The sequence below is a fragment of the Bradyrhizobium frederickii genome (assembly GCF_004570865.1).
In the GTDB taxonomy this organism is placed as follows: domain Bacteria; phylum Pseudomonadota; class Alphaproteobacteria; order Rhizobiales; family Xanthobacteraceae; genus Bradyrhizobium; species Bradyrhizobium frederickii.
On sequence record NZ_SPQS01000002.1, the window covers coordinates 135,781 to 155,855 of the forward strand.

A 20,075-nucleotide genomic window follows, 5' to 3' on the forward strand; every position below is an offset into this window, starting at 1 on the left:
AACGGCAGCCGGCTTGAAAAACCGGCTTGCCTCAAGGGAGGGGAAAATGACCAAGGACCTATTGAACATAAAGTCTTTCGATCGCCGCCGTGTGCTGCAGGGCATCGCCGGTGGTTTCGCCGCCGTAGGCGCGACGACCTTGTTCGCGCCGGCGTTGCGGGCGGCCAACAAGCCGATCAAGATCGGCTATGTCTCGCCGAAGAGCGGTCCGCTGGCGGCCTTTGCCGAAGCCGACGATTTCGTGCTCGGTGAGTTCAGGAAGTTCATCAAGGATGGCGTCAAGGTCGGATCACAGACCTATCAGGTCGAGGTGGTGACAAAAGACAGTCAGTCGAATCCGAACCGCGCCGCCGAGGTCGCCAAGGAGCTGATAACCCGTGACAATGTCGGGCTGATCGTGGTCGGCGCCACGCCCGAAACCAACAATCCCGTGGCGACGCAGTGCGAGCTCGAGCAGGTGCCGTGCATCTCCAGCGTCGCGCCGTGGCAGACCAATTTCATCGGCCGCCAGACCAACCCCGGCGATCCCAAGAGCTGGAAGCCGTTCGACTATACCTTTCATTACTTCTGGGGGCTGGAGGACGTGATCGGCGTCTTCACCAGCATGTGGAGCCAGGTCGCGACCAACAAGTCGGTCGGCGCGCTGTTCCCCAACGATGCCGACGGCAACGCCTGGGGCGACACCACCATCGGCTTCCCGCCCGTGTTGGCCAAGCAGGGTTTCAAGCTCACCGATCCCGGTCGCTTCCAGAACCTCACCGACGATTTCAGCTCGCAGATCGCGGCATTTCGTGGCGCCGATGCAGAGATCATCACCGGCGTGATCATCCCGCCCGACTTCACCACGTTCTGGAACCAGTCGCGACAGAAGGGGCTCAAGCCGAAAGTCGTGTCGGTCGCCAAGGCGTTGCTGTTCCCCGCATCCGTGCAGGCGCTCGGCAAGGGCGGCAACAACATCTCAACCGAGGTGTGGTGGACGCCGACGCATCCCTACAAGTCGAGCCTCAGCGGCGTCAGCGCCGCCGATCTCGCCAAGGGATATGAGCAGGCCTCCGGCAAGCAATGGACCCAGCCGATCGGCTTCGTGCATTCGCTGTTCGAGGTCGCGATCGACGCCATCAAGCGCTCCAGCGATCCTAGCGACGGCGCGGCGCTGGCGAAGGCGATCGGGGCCACCAAGCTCGATACGATTGTGGGCCAGGTCGCATTCGGCTCCAACGCGGTGCCGCCCTTTGCCGCGAAGAACATCGCCAAGACGCCGCTGGTGGGCGGCCAGTGGCGGCTCGGCGGCGACAAGTACAACATGGTGATCACAGACAACAAGCTGGCGCCTCAGATTCCGCTCGGCGGCGACATGCAGGCGCTGAGTTAGCGCAAGCCAGCTGATTCATCGAAGGAGGAGAATGCGTGGTGTTGCTGAGCATCTCCTCTCCGCCGAAACCAGATGTGGGGCGACCATGCTCGAACTCCATGCCATCTCGAAACGGTTCGGCGCCATCGTCGTTGCCGACGCGATCGACCTGACGCTGTCCTCCGGTGAGGCACTGGGCGTGATCGGGCCGAACGGCGCCGGCAAATCGACGCTGTTCAACCTGATCACCGGGCTGCTGCGGCCCGATGCCGGCCGCATCGTTCTCGAGGGCATCGACATCACGGGTCTCTCGCCCGAGGCACGCTGTCGCGCCGGCATCGGGCGCTCGTTCCAGATCCCGCAGCCGTTCGACCATCTCTCGGTGTTCGAGAATCTTGCGGTCGCCGCGCTGTTCGGGGGCGGCCTGTCGGAGGTGGATGCGATCCAGCATTGCGGCCGCATGCTCGATCTGACCGGCCTCGAAGCCAAGGCCAATCGGCTCGCGGGCAGCCTGCCGCTGCTCGATCGCAAGCGGCTCGAACTGGCGCGGGCGCTCGCCACCCGGCCGCGCACGCTGTTGCTCGACGAGATCGCGGGCGGCCTTACCGATGCCGAATGCCACGAGCTGGTCGAGACGATCAGAACCATCCATGCCGAAGGTGTCGGCATCATCTGGATCGAGCATGTCGTGCACGCGCTGCTCGCCGTGGTGCAGCGACTGGTCGTGCTGAACTTCGGTAAGGTCGTGGCGCAGGGCGTGCCGAACGAGGTGATGCGCTCGCGCGAGGTCGAGACCATCTATATGGGCGTGCCGGCATGACCGCGCTGCTCAATGTCACGGCGCTCGATGCGTTCTATGGCGACTTCCAGGCGCTGTTCGGCATCGACTTCGAGCTGAACGAGGGCGAGGCAGTCGCAGTGATCGGCGCCAACGGCGCCGGCAAGTCGACCATGCTGAAATCGCTGGCGGGGCTGGTCAAGAACCGTCCCGACGCGATCTGCCTCGAGGGACGGGCGATCGGCGATGCGTCCGCCGCCAGCATCGTCCGGCTCGGCCTCGCGCTGGTGCCGGAGGGGCGCCAGCTGTTTCCCTCGCTCAGCGTCGAGGAGAACCTCCTGATCGGCGCATATGGCGGCGAACGCAGGGCGCCGTGGGATCTCGCCGCGGTCTACCGCATGTTCCCGGTGCTGAAGGAGCGGCGGCGCGGCGCGGTCACCGCGCTGTCGGGCGGGCAGCAGCAGATGGTGGCGATCGGCCGCGCGCTGATGTCCAACCCGTCGGTCCTGCTGTGCGACGAGATCAGCCTCGGCCTCGCGCCGATCGTGGTGGAGGACATCTACCGCATGCTGCCGCAGATCCGCTCTGGCGGTACCGCCGTCGTGCTGGTCGAGCAGGACATCGCCCGCGCCTTGCGGGCTTCGGATCGCTTCTACTGTTTGCAGGAGGGACGGGTGACTCTGAGCGGACGGCCAAGGGATGTCGATCAGGACACCATCCGCGCGGCCTATTTCGGAGCATGAGGAAGCGATGAGCGGGTTCGACACCATCATCGAAGGCGTGCTGCTCGGCGGCGTCTATGCGCTGTTCGCGCTCGGCCTGTCGTTGATCTTCGGCATCATGCGCCTGGTCAATCTGGCGCATGGCGATCTGATCCTGCTTGCCGCCTATCTGGTGCTCAGCGCCACCACCGCGCTCGGTCTGCCGCTTGCGGCCGCATCCCTGCTGGTCGTCATCACGATGTTCGTGCTCGGCTTCGTGCTGCAGCGGCTGGTGCTGGAGCGGGTGCTCGGCGACGACATCCTGCCGCCGCTGCTCGTCACCTTCGGCCTGTCGATCGTGATCCAGAACGGACTGCTGCTCGGCTACGGCGCCGACAGTCGCCGGCTGCAAGCAGGCGCCTTCGAATCCTCGTCGGTGGCGCTCGCCCCCGGCCTGAGCGTCGGGCTGGCGCCGCTGACCGCGCTGGTGACGGCGGTTGCCGCCGTCGCGCTGCTCCAGCTCATCTTCTATCGCACCTCGCTCGGCCGCGCCTTCCGCGCCACTGCGGATAATCCCGCGATCGCGCAATTGATGGGCATCAACGAGCGCAATGTCTACGCCATCGCGGTCGGACTGTCGCTCGCAGTGTCGGTGATCGCCGCTGTTGTGCTCGGTATCCGCGCCAGCTTCGATCCGTCGATCGGACCGGCGCGGCTGCTCTACGCATTCGAGGCGGTGATCATCGGCGGGCTCGGCAGCCTGTGGGGGACGCTGGCGGGCGGCATCGTGCTCGGGCTGGCGCAGGCGATCGGAGGGCGGATCAACCCGGAATGGCAGATCCTGGCCGGCCATCTCGCCTTCCTTGTCGTGCTGATGGTGCGGCCGCGCGGGCTGTTCCCGGCGAGGCGGACATGAGCGTCGAAAGCATCCGTAGCCCGGCAAGCCGCGAGCAGCGCCCGGTGGACGCGCCGGTTTGGCAGGTTCGGGTCGGCACACGGCTGTCGCGCATCGCGGCCGTGGCCGGCATCGCGCTGATCGTGGCGCTGGCCGCGCTGCCCGCGGTCGCCTCGCGCAACCTGATCCAGGATCTAATCTTCGTCTTCACCATGCTGAGCTTGGCACAGCTCTGGAACGTACTGGCCGGGTGGGGCGGGCTGGTATCGGTCGGGCAGCAGGCGTTTGTGGGGCTCGGCGCCTATGCGCTGTTTGCCGGCATCGTGATGGCCGGGCTCGATCCGGTTGCGGCGATCCCGCTGGCCGGACTGTTCGCGGCGCTGGTCGCGGCGGTGCTCGGGCCGCTGCTGTTCCGGCTGGAAGGGCCATATTTCGCGATCGGCAGCTGGGTCGCCGCCGAAGCGCTGCGGCTGATCTGCGCCCAGTTCAAGTCGCTAGGCGGCGGCACCGGGATGTCGATCTCGCCGGGCGAACTGTCGCAGATGGTCGGGCTGAAGGCGGTGCAGGCGCTGCTTGGCCTGCGCCCAGCGGCCGCGCGCGATGTGCTGGTTTACTGGTTGGCACTGCTGCTCGCCGTGCTGGTCACGCTCGGCATCTACGCCTTCATGCGCTCGCATCACGGCCTTGCGCTGGCCGCAAGCCGTGACAACGCAGCGGCGGCGCGCAGCGTCGGCGTCCGCACCGCGCGGACTCGCCACGTGCTGTGGATCGCGGTCGCGTTCGCCACTGGCATGGTCGGCGCCTTGGTTTATTTGCAGAAGGCGCGTATTTCGCCTGATGCGGCCTTCAGCGTCACCGACTGGACCGCCTATGTCATCTTCATCGTCGTAATCGGCGGGGTGCGCACCATCGAAGGTCCGATGGTCGGCGTGCTCCTGCTGTGGGGACTAGTCACCTATCTCGCCCAATATGGCAGTCTCTATCTGGTCGTGCTCGGCACGCTCGCCATCCCGATCATGCTGTTCATGCCCAACGGCGTGTGGGGCGCGGCAGCTCGACGCTGGCAATTGCAGCTGTTCCCGACCCAGCGCTGGCTCGGCCGCAGCGAGTCCGGTCCAATGCCGTTATGACCAATCCTGTGCCGAGTAGCTTCGTCCGTTCAGAAGCGCCACCGGTCCATCTTTGGGAAGGAGGCGCTCGGGCGTCCATGCGCCCTTGCAGTTGGACGTTTCGCTGTAAGCCATTGATCTCCAATGATCGGATTTTGGCTTAGTTGGAAAAAATTCTCTTGAGAAATCAATGGGAGCAGCATGTCTCTTAATCAGCGGGTCCCAGGTTCGAGCCTTGGTGCGCTGGCGGAGCTTGGCGCCGGGGCCACGGCTGAGACGGTAGCCGATGCCTCAATTGGCCGCCGACCGACTATGTTATGAGTGAACGTCAACGGTGTGCTGAGACGGTCGCAGCTGGCGGCGCGCAGCCAGAAATGCCCGTGATGGATTGGAGCATCAGGAGCTTGGCGTCGACTTCGGATAGCCGGCCGCAGTTGCAATCGTGCGGAACGTTTGACGAAGATCGTTGTCCATCTCGATTGTATTTCCGGTCCCCCTCGGCGTGACAGCGGAACATCGAAGCCTTTCCTCCCTCCGCCATTGCCCGAACGTAGCATCCAAGCGGGTGAATCTTTCTGGCCATCGTTTCCAGACGTTCGGCCGTCGTGACTCCCCAAGATTGCGGCGTCACAAAGTTGACTCCGGTGCCTACCGCGCCTTTCGCGGCCATCCGCCTTAATTCGTATCGGAAGTATCGATGCGGCATCTCCTTCGTTCATGCGGGCAAGCCAGTATTGCAAATATGTGATATATCATGTATCAAAGCTCGCCGATATTGCACGAGACCTGCGGGACGCATGACGAAGCTCATCTTCGGAGTGGTGGCGGACGATCTGACGGGCGGCATGGAAACGGCCGCCATGCTGGTCGCTGCCGGGATCGAATGCGGATTTGTCACCGACCCCGATCTCGCCGGCAGCTGCGGCGATGTGCCGGCTATTGTGGTCGCGCAGAAGACGCGGATGATCCCCGCAAGCGAAGCCGTCACCATGACGGAAAAGGCGGCGCGGGCGCTGCTTGCGCGGGGCGCGAAGCAGATCTTCTTCAAATATTGTGCGACGTTCGATTCCACCGACCAGGGAAATATCGGCCCGGTCTCCGACCTGCTGATGCAGCTGACCGGCGCCGAATACACCGCCTTCTGCCCGGCTTCTCCCGCCCTTCGAAGGACCGTCTATAATGGTCATCTGTTTCTCGGAACCGAGCTGATCTCGGATTCGCCGAAGCGCAATGACCCGCTGACCCCGATGACCGATCCCGATCTCGTCCGGGTTCTGCAACGTCAAACGCGGGTCAGGGTCGGTCTTCTGGCGCATTCGCAGATCAACGTCGGCGCCGACCCGGCCGGTCGTGCGATCGCGGAAGCGGCGGCTCGGGGTATCCAATACTTCATTGCGGACACGATCTACGATCGGGATCTCGATACGCTTGCCACGCTCACCTGCGACTGGAAGCTGATGACGGGCAATGCGACGATCGTGCAGCACTACCCGGCAATCTGGAAGGCGCGGGGGCTCATCGCCACGGCCAGGAGACCGCCCGGTTTGCGCGCGGTTGGTGGCGGCGGCGTGGTTCTCGCCGGAAGTTGCGCCGAGCGGACGTTGGAGCAACTTGCCGAATTCGAGAAGAGCCATCCCTTGTTTCGCATCGATCTTCCGAGCGCCGAAGATGTGGCGGCGACGGTTGGCGATGCGCTCGACTGGGCGCGGCCGCGGCTGGACCGCGGTCCTGTTGGCTTCGCCACCTCGGGCGCTCCGGAGGCCGTCAAAATGGCTCAGCAGCGATACGGCCGTGAAGGCGCGGCGCAACTCGCCGAAGCCATTCTTGGTCGGCTTGCTGTCTCTCTTCGCAGTATCGGCGTGCGGCGCTTCGCGGTGGCCGGTGGCGAGACGTCTGGTGCGATCGTCGAACACCTCGGCATTCGGCGTTTGCGGGTCGGTCCCTATGGTGGACCCGGCATCGGCATCGCGGTGACCGAAGACGAGGATCCGGTAGCCCTTTGTCTGAAGTCCGGCAAGCTGGGCCCCATCGACCTGTTCGCGACGACGCTGGAAGCGATGTTGAATCCGGAGGCGGTCAATTGAACGAACGCGAACTTAGACAATCCGTGCTGGAGACTGTAGCGCGCCTGGAAGCCAAGGGCTTCAATCACGGCAGCAGCGGAAATGTCAGCTGTCGCATCGGAGAAGACGTTCTCATCACGCCGACCGGTGGCAATAGCGGCAACACGACCATCGATGGTCTCGTCCATTTGAAGCGCGACGGAACGGTGGTTGGAGGCGGCTTGCCCTCCAGTGAATGGCACATGCATCTGGCGATCTTGAACGCCTATCCGCACGTGAACGCGGTGGTGCACACCCATGCCGACTGCTGCGTCGCGCTGTCCTGCCTCGCAAAGCCAATTCCTGCATTCCACTACATGGTCGCCAGTTTTGGCGGAAACGATGTGCCTTGTGCACCCTACGCCACGTTCGGCACCAGGGCTCTCGCCGACGGCGCCGTCGCGGCGCTGAAAGGGCGCAAGGCCTGCCTGCTCGCAAACCACGGGATGATTGCCGTCGGCAAAGGGCTGCAGGCGGCCTTCGACCTCACCGTGAAGCTCGAAACCCTTGCCCGGCAGTATCTGCTCGCCCGTCAGGCGGGCGCACCCGCGATCCTTGCCGACGACGAAATGGCGCGGGTGGTCGAGCGCTACGGCAGTTACGGCCGCGCCGCTCTGCCGGCCTGAGAAGGACAGCTTCATGGAGATCACCGGCAAGACCAAGATCATGTTTGTGCTCGCCGACCCGATCGATCATGTGCGGGCGAGTGCCGTCATGAATGCCTATTTCGGATCGATCGGCGACGACCTGGCCGTATCGCCGATCCACGTCCTGCCCGGCGATCTCGGCCACGTCATTGCAAGCCTCAGGCTCATGCGCAACGTCTTTGGTTTCGGCGTCACGATCCCGCACAAGACCCGCGTGATCGAGCATCTGGATGAGATTACGCCGGCGGCGCGGCTCATCGGCGCGGTCAATTTTGTCAAACGAACGGCCGAAGGGTGCCTCGTTGGCGACAATCTGGATGCGCGGGGATTCATCGCCAGCCTCGCTCAGCATGAGGTCGCGGTTCGGAATCGGAAGGTGCTCCAGGTCGGTGCAGGTGGTGCGGGACGCGCAACTGCATTCGGCCTGGCGGAGGCCGGCGCGCGCGAACTCATAATCACGAACCGGGATGACGGGAAGGCTCACGCGCTTGCGGCCGCCGTGGCTGCACACTATCCCGCCACGAAGGTCAGCGCCGGCCGCGCGGAGGCGCGCTCATTCGATCTCATCGTCAATACGACGTCGCTCGGCATGAAACCGGATGATCCGCTTCCGGTGGATATCGAAGGTGTCGGTGCCGGCGCCACCGTCAGCGACATTATCGTTAACCCAGCCGTGACCCGGCTTCTTGCAAGGGCGGCTGCGCAGGGCGCAAAGGTCATCGGCGGAAACCCTATGCTTGATGCGCAGATGGCCCTTGTCGCGCGGTTCATCGCGCGATAGCCTGATATATCAAATATTATATCTAGGAAGGCGACTTTGGGATTGGGTGCAAGGGGCCGCCGGATCGAAGGCAAGACGGAAGGGAAGCGAGGCTCCGTGAATATTGTATCGGCCAGGCAATCGGCGTCGGGCGCATCGATCCGCATCAGTCGCTTGGAGAAGCGCTTCGGTGCCGTGTCCGCCGTCGATGGCGTCGATATCGATATTGCTGCCGGTGAGTTTATCGCCCTGCTCGGACCAAGCGGCTCCGGAAAGACGACGATCCTGATGAGCGTCGCAGGATTCGAATTCCCGACCAGCGGCACCATTCACGTCGATTCCGAGGACCTGACCTATGTTCCTTCGAACAGACGCAATCTGGGAATGGTGTTCCAGAATTATACGCTGTTCCCGCACATGTCGATTCTCGACAATGTCGCCTTTCCCTTGAAGATGCGCGGTCTCCGGACAGCTGAGCGCCACGCGCGCGCCGAAGCCGCGCTCGCGACCGTGCGTCTGGCAGGCTATGGCCACCGCCGTCCGAATGAGCTTTCAGGCGGTCAGCAGCAGCGTGTGGCGCTCGCGCGTGCGATCGTCTACCAACCGCGCGTGCTCTTGATGGACGAGCCGCTAAGTGCGCTCGACAAGAATTTGCGCGAAGACATGCAACTCGAGATCAAGCGATTGCATGCCGAACTCGGCATCACTGTCATCTTCGTCACTCACGACCAGAGCGAGGCGCTTACTATGGCCGACCGGATCGCTGTCCTGAGAGACGGCAAGATCCAGCAGATCGGGCCGGCGCGCCAGCTTTACGAAAGGCCCGCGAATCTCTTTACCGCCGGCTTCATCGGCGAGATGAATTTCGTCGACGTTCGGGTCGAAAGCGTTGGCGACGACGTCGCGGTGGCGCTGCCCTGGGGTGAAACATGGCGCCTGCCGGCCACGGCGGCCGTTGAGCCGGCTGTTGCCGGCGAGGCAGCGGTGCTGGCCGTAAGGCCCGAGCGGCTGCAACTCGGCGTCAGTCCCGCCGGGCAAGTCATCGCTGTAACGTTAAGCGACGTTGTCTATGCGGGGGCCGCCCTGCTTCTGATTGGACATCTGCCTGACGGCACCGAGATGCGCGCGCGAATCCCCGGCGCCTCGCAGCTCAGCTCGTTGGTCCCAGGCGACGTTGCGTCCTTCACGATCCCTACGGAGGCGATGCTGCTCTACCGGGGGAAGCGGCGATGACGGAGGCGGGGCGATCGCATTTCTGGCATTCCGACGGCCGCCGGCTGAGCGGCCTGTCGACGCTGCTGCTGCTCCTGCCGTTCTTCACCATCATCGCCTTCGTCTTTGTCTATCCGATCCTGCAGCTCCTGGTGATCAGCATCCTCGAGCCGCATCCGACCTTGGACAACTATGCGCGCGTCGTCGAGAATCCGGTTCACATGCGCGTCCTGATGCGCACGCTCTGGACCGCAATGCTGGTGACCGCCTTATCCGTGGTCCTCGGCTTCCCGGTCGCCTATTACATGAGCCGGGCCAAGGGGACGGTCGCCGCCCTTGTCGCTGTCTGTGTCATCCTGCCGCTCTGGTCGAGCGTCCTGGTGCGCACCGCCGCCTGGTCATTCCTGTTCCAGCGCAACGGGCTGATCAATTCGGCGTTGATGTCTCTCGGCCTGACCTCGCAGCCGTTCAAGCTGCTTTATACCCAGAGCGCCGTCGTCATCGCCATGACCCACGTGCTTTTGCCGTTCATGATCCTGCCGATCTACGGCGCATTGCGCAGCATTCCGAATGACTATGGGCGTGCGGCCGCCGTGCTCGGCGCAACGCGCCTGCGGACCTTTCTGGAGGTGATCCTCCCCTTGAGCCTGCCGGGCGTCGTCTCCGGTTCGCTACTCGTGTTCCTCACGGCGCTCGGCTTCTTCATTACGCCCGCGCTGCTCGGCTCGCCGCAGGAGATGATGATCTCGACGCTCGTCTCGAAGCAGATTCGTGAGGTTCTCGATTGGCCCTTCGCTGCGGCGCTGGTCGGAGTGCTGACCGTATTCGTCACGTTGCTGGCGATCATCTTCAGCAAGATGCTCCGTTTCGACCGGCTGATGGGGAATGCCTCATGAAACCGCCGACCGACCGCGGATCGCTCGCGCTGGGAGCCTATGTCTATGCCGTGCTGGCTTTCATCATCGTGCCGTTGGTCATCGTCATTCCAATGTCGTTCAGCCAGAACGACTATCTGGCATTTCCGCCGTCCGGCTTTACGCTGAAATGGTACTCCGAATATTTTGACAGCAGGCAATGGCGTGCCGCCACCTGGCTCAGCGTACAGGTCGCCTTGCTGACCGCTCTCTTCGCGTCGGTCATCGGCACGGCCGCGACCTATGCAATGATCCGCGGCCACAGCCGGTTGGTAACCGCTTTCCAGATCGCCCTGATCGGGCCGATCATTGTGCCGCACATCGCGCTCGCGGTCGGTCTCTATCTGTTTTTTCAGACGATCGGTCTCTCCGGGACCATTCCCGGCTTCGTGCTGGCGCATACGGTGCTCACCTTGCCATTCGTCGTCTTCACGATGGCTGCCGCCTTGGGAAAGGTCGATGCCAATCTGGAGGCCGCCGCCATGAGCTGCGGCGCGACACGCTTTCAAGCTTTCCGCCTGGTCACGCTGCCGCTCGTCCTGCCGAGTCTCGCCAGCAGTGCGTTGTTTGCCTTCATCATCTCCTTCGACGAGCCGGTGGTGTCGTTCTTTCTGTCCGGTGTGCGCCAGAAGACGCTGCCGCGCCGAATGTTCGAGGACATCGAGCAGAACCTGACACCGGTGATTCCCGCGATCGCGACACTGCTGATCATGCTGTCTATTCTGATTCTGCTGGGGGCCCATGTCCTCAGATCCCGCAGCGTTACCCGGTAGCGAGCCAGTGAGAAGCCAGAGAGGAGACCTTCGATGCTGAAAGCAGGTTGGATGTGGAACTCGGCAGCCGTCGCGCTTGCTTCGGTTCTTTGTGGAGCGTTGCCGGCTGCCGCTGAAAAACTGGAAGACCAATTGGTGATTGCAACGACCGGTGGCCTGATGGGCAACACCCTCGCAAAATATTTCTACGACCCCTTCAACAAGGCCAAGAATGTCGAAATCGTCCCGGTCGCAATCGAGGTCCCCGACCAGTGGGCGCGCGCCAAGGCGATGCAACGAACCGGCAAGGTGGAGTTCGACATCGTCACGGCAACGGGTCCCGACCTGATCGGACGCACCGACATGCTCGAGAAGATCGACTGTGCGAAACTGCCCAGCGTCCAGAAGTTCGGTGTCGCCGACGCCTGTCAGCCCTACGGTGTTGCTCGCACGACCGGCGGCATGCTGATCGCCTACAATACCGAAACGTTCAAGAACAAGGCGCCCAAGACATGGGCGGACTTCTGGGACCTCAAGCAGTTTCCCGGCCCGCGAGGGCTGCCCGATACCGGCGATAGCGATTGGTGGGTGCCGGTAGCCGCGCTCCTCGCCGACGGCGTCAAGCCGGATCAACTTTTCCCGTTGGACATCAATCGTGCATACAAGAAGCTGGACGAGATCCGTCCCAATGTCGCGGTGTGGTGGAAGACCGGCGACCAGGTGCAGCAGATTATGCGCAGCCGCGAGGTCGTCATGGCCATGAGCTATTCAGGCCGCGCACTCGCCGTGGTGAAGGAGGGCGTGCCGGTTGCCATGTCCTGGGACCAAGCCATTCGCGACACCGGTTACATGGCTGTTCTCAAGGGGGCGCCCGACCCCAAAGCCGCCATGGCCTATCTCGATTTCTTCTATGCGAGCTCCGACGCGCATGTGCCGTTCATGCGCGCTGTCAACTATGCGACGGCCAGCAAGTCGGCCATCGAGTTGTTGAAGCCGGAGGAGCGCAATCTCTACGCGACCTCGCCGGAGAACTACGAAAAGCTGGTCAAGCCCGATTTCGCCTGGATCGGCGAACATCGTAACGAGCTGCGTGAGCGGTGGATGGCTTGGCTGACCCGCTAAGCCGCATTAGCTTCTGCCGCCATTCGCACTTGCAAGACGAGGACGGACCATGGATCACACCAGTGACCCCGGCGCGCTGCGCTACGTGATCGATCCTCGAAGGCTCGATCTCGTCGAGGAGTTCCGCGCAAGTCCGCTCGGCGTGCATAGCCCAGAACTTCGCAAGCTGTTGGCCCGGATGCGATGGGGCAAGCCGGAAGGGCGGCTTGTCCTGATCGTGCTCGAACCTGGTAAGGCCTGGCGGCTGTCGCGCATCCCCAACCGTCGGGGGGATCGGATGCCTTTCGTCGATGATCGCGTCTTGACCTCTCTCGTTGAAGCGGAGTGGCATGTCTTCAAGCTGCGTTGGCAGGAAATGACGGGAACGACGCTGCCTGCGGAGATTTCCGGTGATCTATAAGACCAACGAATATCTCGGCTATCCGGATCGCATCAGCGTCCCGGCCGGCGAGGCCGTCAGATTCCAGCTGAGCAGCAAGCGGCCGAGCGTGAAGGTCGAGGTGCTCAGGCTGCGCTGCGGCGATGTCGATGCGAGCGGCCCAGGCTTCAAATACGAGGTGATGGCGAGCCCCCTTGACGGTGAGCATGCCTGCCTCGACCAACCGATCCGCCCGGGATCAAACGCCGTCATCGACCACGACGGTGCCCTGGTCCCGACCGGCGGGCACTGGTGTTTCGGAGCCTACGTGTATCCGACGCGGATCGCGGACAATGCCAAGGCCGTGTTGGGAAATTGGTGCGAGCGCTCGGCGCGCGGCTACGCGCTGGAGCTCGACGAGGAGGGTCATCTGGTCCTGGTGCTAGGCCAGGCGAGCGGTGCGCCGGCGCGTTTTACCCTCGACGTCAAGCTGCGCCCGCGGGTCTGGGCGTTCGTATCATGCGCGCTTGATCTTGCGCAGGGATCGGTAACCTTGTCACTGATCGTGCCGGCAGACGGCGTTCGGCCGGCCGCGGCCTGTTCGAAATCGTTCGCGCTGCCGCAAACGCCCGCGCTCGATTCCGGTCTGCCGTTCCTGATCGCGGCCCATCATGTGAATGGTGATCGCCAATATACCTCGCACTTCGACGGCAAGATCGAATCTCCGCGCGTCTTTTCGTGTCCATTGGACGCAGAGGCGCTGCGGGTATTCGACGGCCGGCTGCGGACGGGGGTAAGCGATGCCGGGCTTGTCGCCTTCTGGGATTTCTCGAACGGAATCTCGTCACTGTCGATCAAGGACCTTTCGCCGAACAACCTGCATGGCAGCCTGCGCCAGTTGCCTCGCAGGGGCGTCACCGGCTTTCACTGGTCTGGATCCGTCCACGACTGGCGGCTGTCGCCGCAGGAATATGCGGCGATTCATTTCCACAGCGACGACATCTACGATTGCGAGTGGCAGACCACTTGCACGCTCGATGTGCCGGCCCATTGGCGATCCGGCGTCTATGCGCTCCGGTTGACGTCGGGTGGCAACAATCCCGACCGCGACTGCGAAAGCTACGTCACTTTTTTCGTGACGCCCGGTAGGGCGTCCAGACGCGCAGATCTGGTTGTGGTCGCTTCGGTCGCGACATACCTGGCTTATGCCAACAGTGCGTTGCGTCTTTATCAGGTTCACTTCGAGACGCTGATGGAGCACGTTCTGTGGTTGCCGCAAGATGACGTCTTCATGCAGGAGAACCCGGAGATCGGCCAGTCGACCTATGATTGCCATGTCGACGGCTCGGGGCGAGCGTACAGCTCCTGGCTGCGGCCTATCCTCAACATGCGTCCGCGCGGCTACTGGTTCAATTTGGTCAACGACACCCATATCCTCGACTGGCTCGAGGAGAAGGGGATCGCCTACGATCTGATCACGGATGTCGAGCTCGATCGGGAAGGAGCGCGGGCGCTCGCTCCTTACCGGGTCATGATGACGCCGACCCATCCCGAGTATTTTAGCTTCAGCATGATGAACGCGATCATGGCGTATCAGAACGCCGGCGGGCGGCACATCTCGATGGGAGGCAATGCATTCTACTGGCGCTGCGGCTTTCACCCGGCCGCGCCCGCCGCGCTTGAGGTTCGCCGCGGCATGGCCGGAACGCGCACCTGGGAATCGGAGCCGGGCGAAGTGCATCTTGCCGGCACCGGCGAGCCGGGCTCGCTGTGGCGGCATTCGGGCTTTGCGCCACAAAAGCTCGTTGGCGTCGGGTTCTCGGCCATGATCAACGATACCTGCGGCTACTATCTGCGCACCGCCGAAAGCGAGGATGCGCGCGTCGCGTTCACCTTCGAGGGCACGGGCCGTCACGAGAAGTTCGGTGATTTTGGATTTCGCTACAATGGTGCCGTCGGCAGCGAGATCGACCGTTACGATCTCGAGCTCGGAACTCCGCCGCATGCGTTGCGGATCGCGACGTCGGAAGGATTGGGCGCGGGGGCGCTGCCCACGCCGGAGGAATTTCGCACCGTGGTCGACGGGCTCGACGGCACGCAGAACGCGCTGGTGCGCGCCGACATGGTGTTCTTCGAGACCGCCCATGGCGGCGCCGTCTTTGCGACCGGATCGATCACCTACGGCATGTCGTTGGGTCACAACAATTACGACAACAACATCAGCACCATCACGTTGAACGTCGTGAATCGCTTTCTCGATCCACGGCCGTTCGTCATGCCCGCCAAAACCTAGACTGCGGCCTCGATTTCGGCCCAACATGCAAAATCGCCATCTCGTCGCCAGAGATGGCTTTTCGAACCAGGGAGGCTGTCATGTCGGACAAGCCTGAGTTTCAATCCCCGGAATCGGGGTCCGTCAACGTCGCTCCCCGCAAGGCGCGCCCGATGCATGCGGACGAGCACTGGGCCAGCCAGCCCTGGTATGAGGTTCCGCGCGGCGATCCTGCCGTGGCAGAGGTCTACACCTATACCGATGCGATGTCCTACGATCCGGGAGACGAAGTCGTGTTGCGCTCCTCAGCAACAGCAAAGATCTGGCGATTGCAGATCTATCGCGATGGTTTGGAGCCCGAGATGGTGCATGAGATCGACGCGCTTGACGGCGTGTTCGCCGCTACGCCGTCCGATGCCTACCGCAACGGCTGCAACTGGCCTGTCGCTCATCGCTGGACGTTGCCGCCGGATCTGCGCTCGGGCTTTTATCGTGTGGTCTCCTCGTGCGAGCGAGCGAACGGGGCCCGCTTCGTCCAGCATCATTTCTTCGTCGTGCGCCCGACCGAGAAGACGCGGCGCGCGAAGATTCTGATGATCCTGCCGACGGGCACCTGGACCGCCTACAATGATTTCGGCGGTGCCAATCACTACTTTGGCGTTGAAGGTCCTGACAGGGATGAACCGTCACCGGTGCTGTCGCTGCAACGGCCATGGACGCGCGGGGTGGTCTGGCTGCCGCCGGGCGCACCGCGCATCTGCGCCGATCCTGCACCCGAGATAGGTGACGCGCCACGTTATCCGATGAAGGAGTGGGCGTTCGCCAACGGCTTTGGCCAGTATTACGCGGCGGCTGGCTGGGCCCAGTTCGACAGGCATTTTGTGCTCTGGGCGCAGAAGGAAGGCTACGCCCTCGACATGATCACCCAGACCGATCTTCACTACCGGCCCGAGCTGCTCGACGCCTACCCTTGCGTCACCATCATCGGCCATGACGAGTACTGGACATGGGAGATGCGCGAGGCGATTGAGCGCTATGTGGAGGGCGGCGGGCGGCTCGCGCGCTTCGGCGCGAACTTCCTGTGGCAGATCCGGCTCGAGGACGATGGCAAGCGCCAAGTCTGCTACAAGTTCAAGGCCATCCACAAGGACCCGATCGTCGGCACGGACCGCGCGCGCCTGATGACGTCTGCCTGGGAAGATCGCAACGTCCGTTGGCCCGGCGCCTCGACGGTCGGCGTGAACGGCGCGCATGGCCTCTACGCGTCCTGGGGTGGCTTCGCGCCGAACGGCCAAAGAGGCTTTACCGTCTATCGCCCGGAGCATTGGGCGTTTGCCGGCACAGGACTGCACTATGCCGATATCTTCGGCGACAAGCAGCACATCTTCGCTTACGAGGTGGATGGGCTGGACTACACGTTCCGCAACGGTCTTCCTTTTCCAGTCCCGGCCGAGGGGCAGCCCGAGACCATTCAGATCCTGGCGATGGCGCCGGCCGTCCTGGCCGAAGACGAGCCGCAGGGTGAGGGATTCCGCTATTACATCCGCAGCAGCGACCACGAAGGGCTGGTGGAGTGCATCACCGGCGAGGTCACGCCCGAGGGTCTGGCCCGCTACAAATACGGCTCCGGCATGATGGTGCACATGACCCGCGGCAAGGGCGAGGTGCTGACAGCCGCGACCTGCGAATGGGTGATGGGACTGAAGCGCGGCGACCCGTTCACGCAGCGGATCACCCGCAACATCCTCGATCGCTTCACTGCGCCCCGTTCCGCGTGAGCAACTTTCAGCGACGCCTGGATTTCGAGCGTGCTGCCTTGGCAGGTGGTGCAGCGCGCGTCTTCATCGCTTCGATCTCGACGTCGTCGTCAATGGCCGTCTCGGGAGTCATGAAGCGCGTGCCGCCATGCTTTTCCAGCAACCGGACGAGATTCTGGCCGCCCTCCATCATGTCCGCCTGGATCGACTCGCGAACCTTGTCCGGCCGGCGCTGCCGCAGATTCTTGAGAACGGACAGGTGCTGGTGCTCGTTTGGATAGGTCGGGGGGGCGTGCGGGTAATGGAAATTCAACAAGGGGCCGTTCCGCATCCAGATATCGTCGAGGATGGCGAGCACTTCGGGAAGCCCCGATCCATCATAGAGACCGCGGTGGAATTGCCAGTTGGCTCGAACGGCGTCGGACCATCTGTGCTCCTTCTCCGCGCTGATCAGCTCGCGGTGAGTGGCCTCCATCCTGTCGATGTCGGCTTCCGAGATGCGCGTGGTTGCGTGCTCGGCAGCAAGTCCCTCGAGAAACAGCCTGACGGTCCTGAGCTCGATATACTGCTTGGCCGTCATGTGGGCGACCATGATCGAGCGTCCCGCCTGCATCTCGAGCGCGCGGCCGCGCACGAGCTGCATCAGGGCTTCGCGAATGGGCGTCTCGGAAACGTTCATGGTCGCAGCAAGGTCGCGGATCTTGAAGCGATGGCCGGGCCAGAACCGGCCTTCCATCAGCGCCTGGCGCAGATTGTTGTAGACCAGGCTTGTCAGGCTGTCGCGCGCGACCGGGCCAACGCCGCCCTCGCCATATCTCTGTTCAACGTCAACCATTCTCGGTCCCCGAAAGGTCTGGGCCGTTTCGGCCATGCGCGCCGATACGGGTTCGAATCCATTTCATATATAATATAGGATCCTACCTCGCGCACCGCGCGGGGCTTCTTTCCGAGACGGAGCCTTGAGAGGTTGGCCGCCTCCCCTGAAAAGTCGAATCCGTCGGCTCCGGACCACGGTCCCACTACGCCTTAGATAGGCAAACAATAATTCCCTGTAGTCGAGAACATAATATATGATATATCAGAGCTAGAGGAGAAGGGAAGGCATGCCGGAACTGATCAGGACAAGGGATGCCGCCCTGCGGGCGCGGGCCGAGAAGGTCGTGCCAGGCGGGATGTGGGGACATCTCCACGCGGCCAAGTTGCCGGAGGCGTATCCGCAGTTCTTCAGCCGTGGCGAAGGCGGCGTGCTCTGGGATGTTGATGGTCACCGCTACGTGGATTTCATGTGCAGCTGGGGTCCCAACCTGCTCGGCCACCACCATCCCGAGGTGGAGGAAGCCGCCGAGCGTCAGCGGCGCGACGGCGACTGCCTCAATGGTCCGGCCGAAGTCATGGTCGAGTTGGCCGAGCTTGTCGTCGATATGGTGGGACATGCCGATTGGACGCAGTTTCAGAAGAACGGCACCGATGCGACGACGACGTGCGTCACGATCGCGAGGGCTGCAACAGGTCGACGAAAGATCCTCGTCGCCAAGGGCGCCTATCATGGTGCCGTACCGTGGTGCTCACCGTCCCTTCTCGGTGTGACCGCGGAGGATCGCGCCCATCTCGCATACTTCACATTCAACGACGTCGAGAGCCTTGAGGCGGCGGCCAAGGAGGCGGGTGATGATCTTGCCGGAATTCTGATTTCGGCGTTCCGCCACGATCTCGGGTCCGATCAGGAACTTCCAACCGTAGAGTTCGCCCGTGCGGCGCGTCGCATCTGTGATAGCAAGGGGGCCGCGCTGCTTATCGACGAAGTTCGTGCCGGCTTCCGCCTGAATGCCGCGGGTAGCTGGGAAGGCCTTGGTGTTCGGCCCGATTTGTCCGCTTGGAGCAAGGCGATCGCCAATGGTCATGCCCTGGCGGCCGTCACCGGAGCCGATTGGCTGCGCCGCGCCGCGAGTCAGGTCTTTGTCACGGGGTCATTCTGGGCCGGCGCCGTCGCCATGGCTGCTGCCGTCGCGACGTTGAAGATCGTGCGCAGGGACGATGTTCCGGCCCGCCTTGCGCAGCTCGGGCAAACGCTGCGTGATGGTCTCGAGACGCGTTCCCGCCAGTTCGGTCTTTCAATCCGTCAGTCGGGGCCTGTGCAAATGCCGACCCTTTTGTTTGAAGGGGACCCGGATTATCGGAAAGGTTCGGCCTTTTGCAGCGCGATGCTTGCAAGGGGTGTCTACTTCCATCCCAAGCACAACATGTTCCTTTGCGCCGCCCATACCGAGAGCGACATCGCCGTGGCTCTCGAGGCTGCGGAGCACGGCTTCGCAAGCGTGGCGGCACTTTGATGTCACGTGGTGCGAAAACTATGATGGTGCGACGAATGCCCATGTTTGGTCGGATAAGCCGAGTGGTGCGACCAGTAAGTGATTGATTGATCTTGACCCGTCGCTATCTCTTAATCAGCTGCTCGATGAGTACACGCAAAGTCCTACGACGCGTTAGGATGCCCTTGCACGTATCGATACTGACGGTCTCCGCTTTTCACGCGAGCAGCATGTAGTTGGCTCAGCTCGGAGAGGCGCTTCCTTGTTTGGAAATGCCTGCTAAGCAATTGATATTACTAGAGGCGAATTGGTCCGTTTTTTCCAAATGCGCCTTGAAATCATTGAATAATCAAACTGATTTTGATTCCGCCATTCGGAGGTTCGACCCTCCCGCCCCAGCCAGAAGCTCCGCCCCCCTGAAATTGCTCACGAAACCGGCCCGACTGGGGCGCTGCTGCACAGCGCTGCGACGCATCCCTGCGGCACAGGTGTCGCTCGCAAATGGCTCGCCACATCTATCGCCGCCGAGCCGTCTGCTATTGGCGGCGGCGCACGCCTCCCGCGCTCGCCAAATAAGCATATTGGACTACGCGCTGCTGAACGCCCCGGGTGGCACCGCGGGACACAAGCTGCTCCTCCCGGACCTTATTTCTCTCAGTAGCCGTTCGCCCTTGGGTGATCGTTTCTGCAAGGAGTTCAACCCGATCCTCACGGCGGCCGACATTACGGAGGAAGGGCTCGGCGTTCACGCCGTGCGCCGTCTTTTCGGAGCGCAACTGAAAGGGAAGCTGCTGACCAAGGAGGATCGTGCGGGATCTCCTGGGCATGATAGCGAGAGCGAAACCACTGAACGCGATTGTGACCCGCACGAGTTCGAAGCGCTGTTCGAAGTCATCATGAAGCTCGTTGCTCGAGGCCGAGCGACGCCACCGCGAAACCGCGGGCGCAACAATCGGTAATGACCGCCTGATCGATTCGCGGCGTGACGATGACGCACCCAGGATCCGGTCAGTGCAACCGCCAGCAGTCTGCGGGC

At 62.9% G+C, this 20,075-nt stretch carries 17 protein-coding genes and 1 pseudogene; 17 read left to right on the forward strand and 1 reads right to left on the reverse strand.

Going from position 1 to position 20,075, the window contains the following annotated elements; genetic code table 11:
- The first annotated feature begins 46 nt into the window (after positions 1-46).
- From E4K64_RS03470 to E4K64_RS03545, 15 genes are all read left to right on the forward strand, one after another.
- Positions 47-1,372, forward strand: coding sequence for an ABC transporter substrate-binding protein (locus tag E4K64_RS03470; protein ID WP_135162186.1), 1,326 nt, complete (start codon positions 47-49; stop codon positions 1,370-1,372).
- Between the two features lie 85 nt (positions 1,373-1,457).
- Positions 1,458-2,171 (forward strand): ABC transporter ATP-binding protein, encoded by a 714-nt coding sequence (locus E4K64_RS03475; protein WP_135162187.1) that lies wholly within the window; start codon positions 1,458-1,460, stop codon positions 2,169-2,171.
- A complete protein-coding gene (locus tag E4K64_RS03480; protein ID WP_135162188.1) occupies positions 2,168-2,872 on the forward strand; it encodes an ABC transporter ATP-binding protein in 705 nt (234 codons plus the stop codon). The genes E4K64_RS03475 and E4K64_RS03480 overlap by 4 nt, the downstream gene beginning before the upstream one ends.
- A gap of 7 nt (positions 2,873-2,879) precedes the next feature.
- Positions 2,880-3,746, forward strand: a complete 867-nt coding sequence (locus E4K64_RS03485; RefSeq protein WP_135162189.1) for a branched-chain amino acid ABC transporter permease — start codon at positions 2,880-2,882, stop codon at positions 3,744-3,746.
- Positions 3,743-4,855, forward strand: coding sequence for a branched-chain amino acid ABC transporter permease (locus E4K64_RS03490; protein ID WP_135162190.1), 1,113 nt, complete (start codon positions 3,743-3,745; stop codon positions 4,853-4,855). Before E4K64_RS03485 ends, E4K64_RS03490 begins: the two co-directional genes overlap by 4 nt.
- 776 nt (positions 4,856-5,631) lie before the next feature.
- The gene (gene otnK, locus E4K64_RS03500) at positions 5,632-6,918 is read left to right on the forward strand and encodes a 3-oxo-tetronate kinase (RefSeq protein WP_135162191.1); all 1,287 of its coding nucleotides are present in this window, start codon (positions 5,632-5,634) and stop codon (positions 6,916-6,918) included.
- Entirely contained in the window at positions 6,915-7,562 is a 648-nt protein-coding gene (locus E4K64_RS03505) for a class II aldolase/adducin family protein (RefSeq protein WP_135162192.1), read from the forward strand. The genes otnK and E4K64_RS03505 overlap by 4 nt, the downstream gene beginning before the upstream one ends.
- 13 nt (positions 7,563-7,575) lie before the next feature.
- Positions 7,576-8,364, forward strand: a complete 789-nt coding sequence (locus E4K64_RS03510) for a shikimate dehydrogenase family protein (protein ID WP_135162193.1) — start codon at positions 7,576-7,578, stop codon at positions 8,362-8,364.
- A 102-nt stretch (positions 8,365-8,466) separates the two neighbouring features.
- Positions 8,467-9,576, forward strand: coding sequence for an ABC transporter ATP-binding protein (locus tag E4K64_RS03515; protein ID WP_167771814.1), 1,110 nt, complete (start codon positions 8,467-8,469; stop codon positions 9,574-9,576).
- Positions 9,573-10,451 (forward strand): ABC transporter permease, encoded by an 879-nt coding sequence (locus tag E4K64_RS03520; protein WP_135162194.1) that lies wholly within the window; start codon positions 9,573-9,575, stop codon positions 10,449-10,451. The genes E4K64_RS03515 and E4K64_RS03520 overlap by 4 nt, the downstream gene beginning before the upstream one ends.
- Positions 10,448-11,242: an ABC transporter permease gene (locus E4K64_RS03525; RefSeq protein ID WP_135162195.1), complete on the forward strand. Its 795-nt coding sequence runs from the start codon at positions 10,448-10,450 to the stop codon at positions 11,240-11,242. Before E4K64_RS03520 ends, E4K64_RS03525 begins: the two co-directional genes overlap by 4 nt.
- 33 nt (positions 11,243-11,275) lie before the next feature.
- Positions 11,276-12,343 carry an ABC transporter substrate-binding protein gene (locus E4K64_RS03530; protein WP_235884530.1) on the forward strand — a complete coding sequence of 356 codons (1,068 nt, stop codon included), beginning with the start codon at positions 11,276-11,278 and terminating at the stop codon, positions 12,341-12,343.
- A gap of 49 nt (positions 12,344-12,392) precedes the next feature.
- Positions 12,393-12,743, forward strand: coding sequence for a N,N-dimethylformamidase alpha subunit family protein (locus E4K64_RS03535; protein ID WP_135162196.1), 351 nt, complete (start codon positions 12,393-12,395; stop codon positions 12,741-12,743).
- A complete protein-coding gene (locus E4K64_RS03540; RefSeq protein WP_135162197.1) occupies positions 12,733-14,994 on the forward strand; it encodes a N,N-dimethylformamidase beta subunit family domain-containing protein in 2,262 nt (753 codons plus the stop codon). Before E4K64_RS03535 ends, E4K64_RS03540 begins: the two co-directional genes overlap by 11 nt.
- Before the next feature lie 80 nt (positions 14,995-15,074).
- Positions 15,075-16,751, forward strand: coding sequence for a N,N-dimethylformamidase beta subunit family domain-containing protein (locus E4K64_RS03545; protein ID WP_135162198.1), 1,677 nt, complete (start codon positions 15,075-15,077; stop codon positions 16,749-16,751).
- Between the two features lie 109 nt (positions 16,752-16,860).
- On the opposite strand, the pseudogene E4K64_RS03550 reads toward E4K64_RS03545, so the two are convergent.
- A pseudogene (locus E4K64_RS03550) lies at positions 16,861-17,565 on the reverse strand (GntR family transcriptional regulator); the annotation flags it as partial.
- 268 nt (positions 17,566-17,833) lie between these two features.
- Between E4K64_RS03550 and E4K64_RS03555 the strand changes: the two are divergent.
- A complete protein-coding gene (locus E4K64_RS03555; protein ID WP_135162199.1) occupies positions 17,834-19,060 on the forward strand; it encodes an aminotransferase class III-fold pyridoxal phosphate-dependent enzyme in 1,227 nt (408 codons plus the stop codon).
- 560 nt (positions 19,061-19,620) lie between these two features.
- A complete protein-coding gene (locus E4K64_RS03560) occupies positions 19,621-19,998 on the forward strand; it encodes a hypothetical protein (protein WP_135162200.1) in 378 nt (125 codons plus the stop codon).
- Positions 19,999-20,075: the final 77 nt, after the last annotated feature.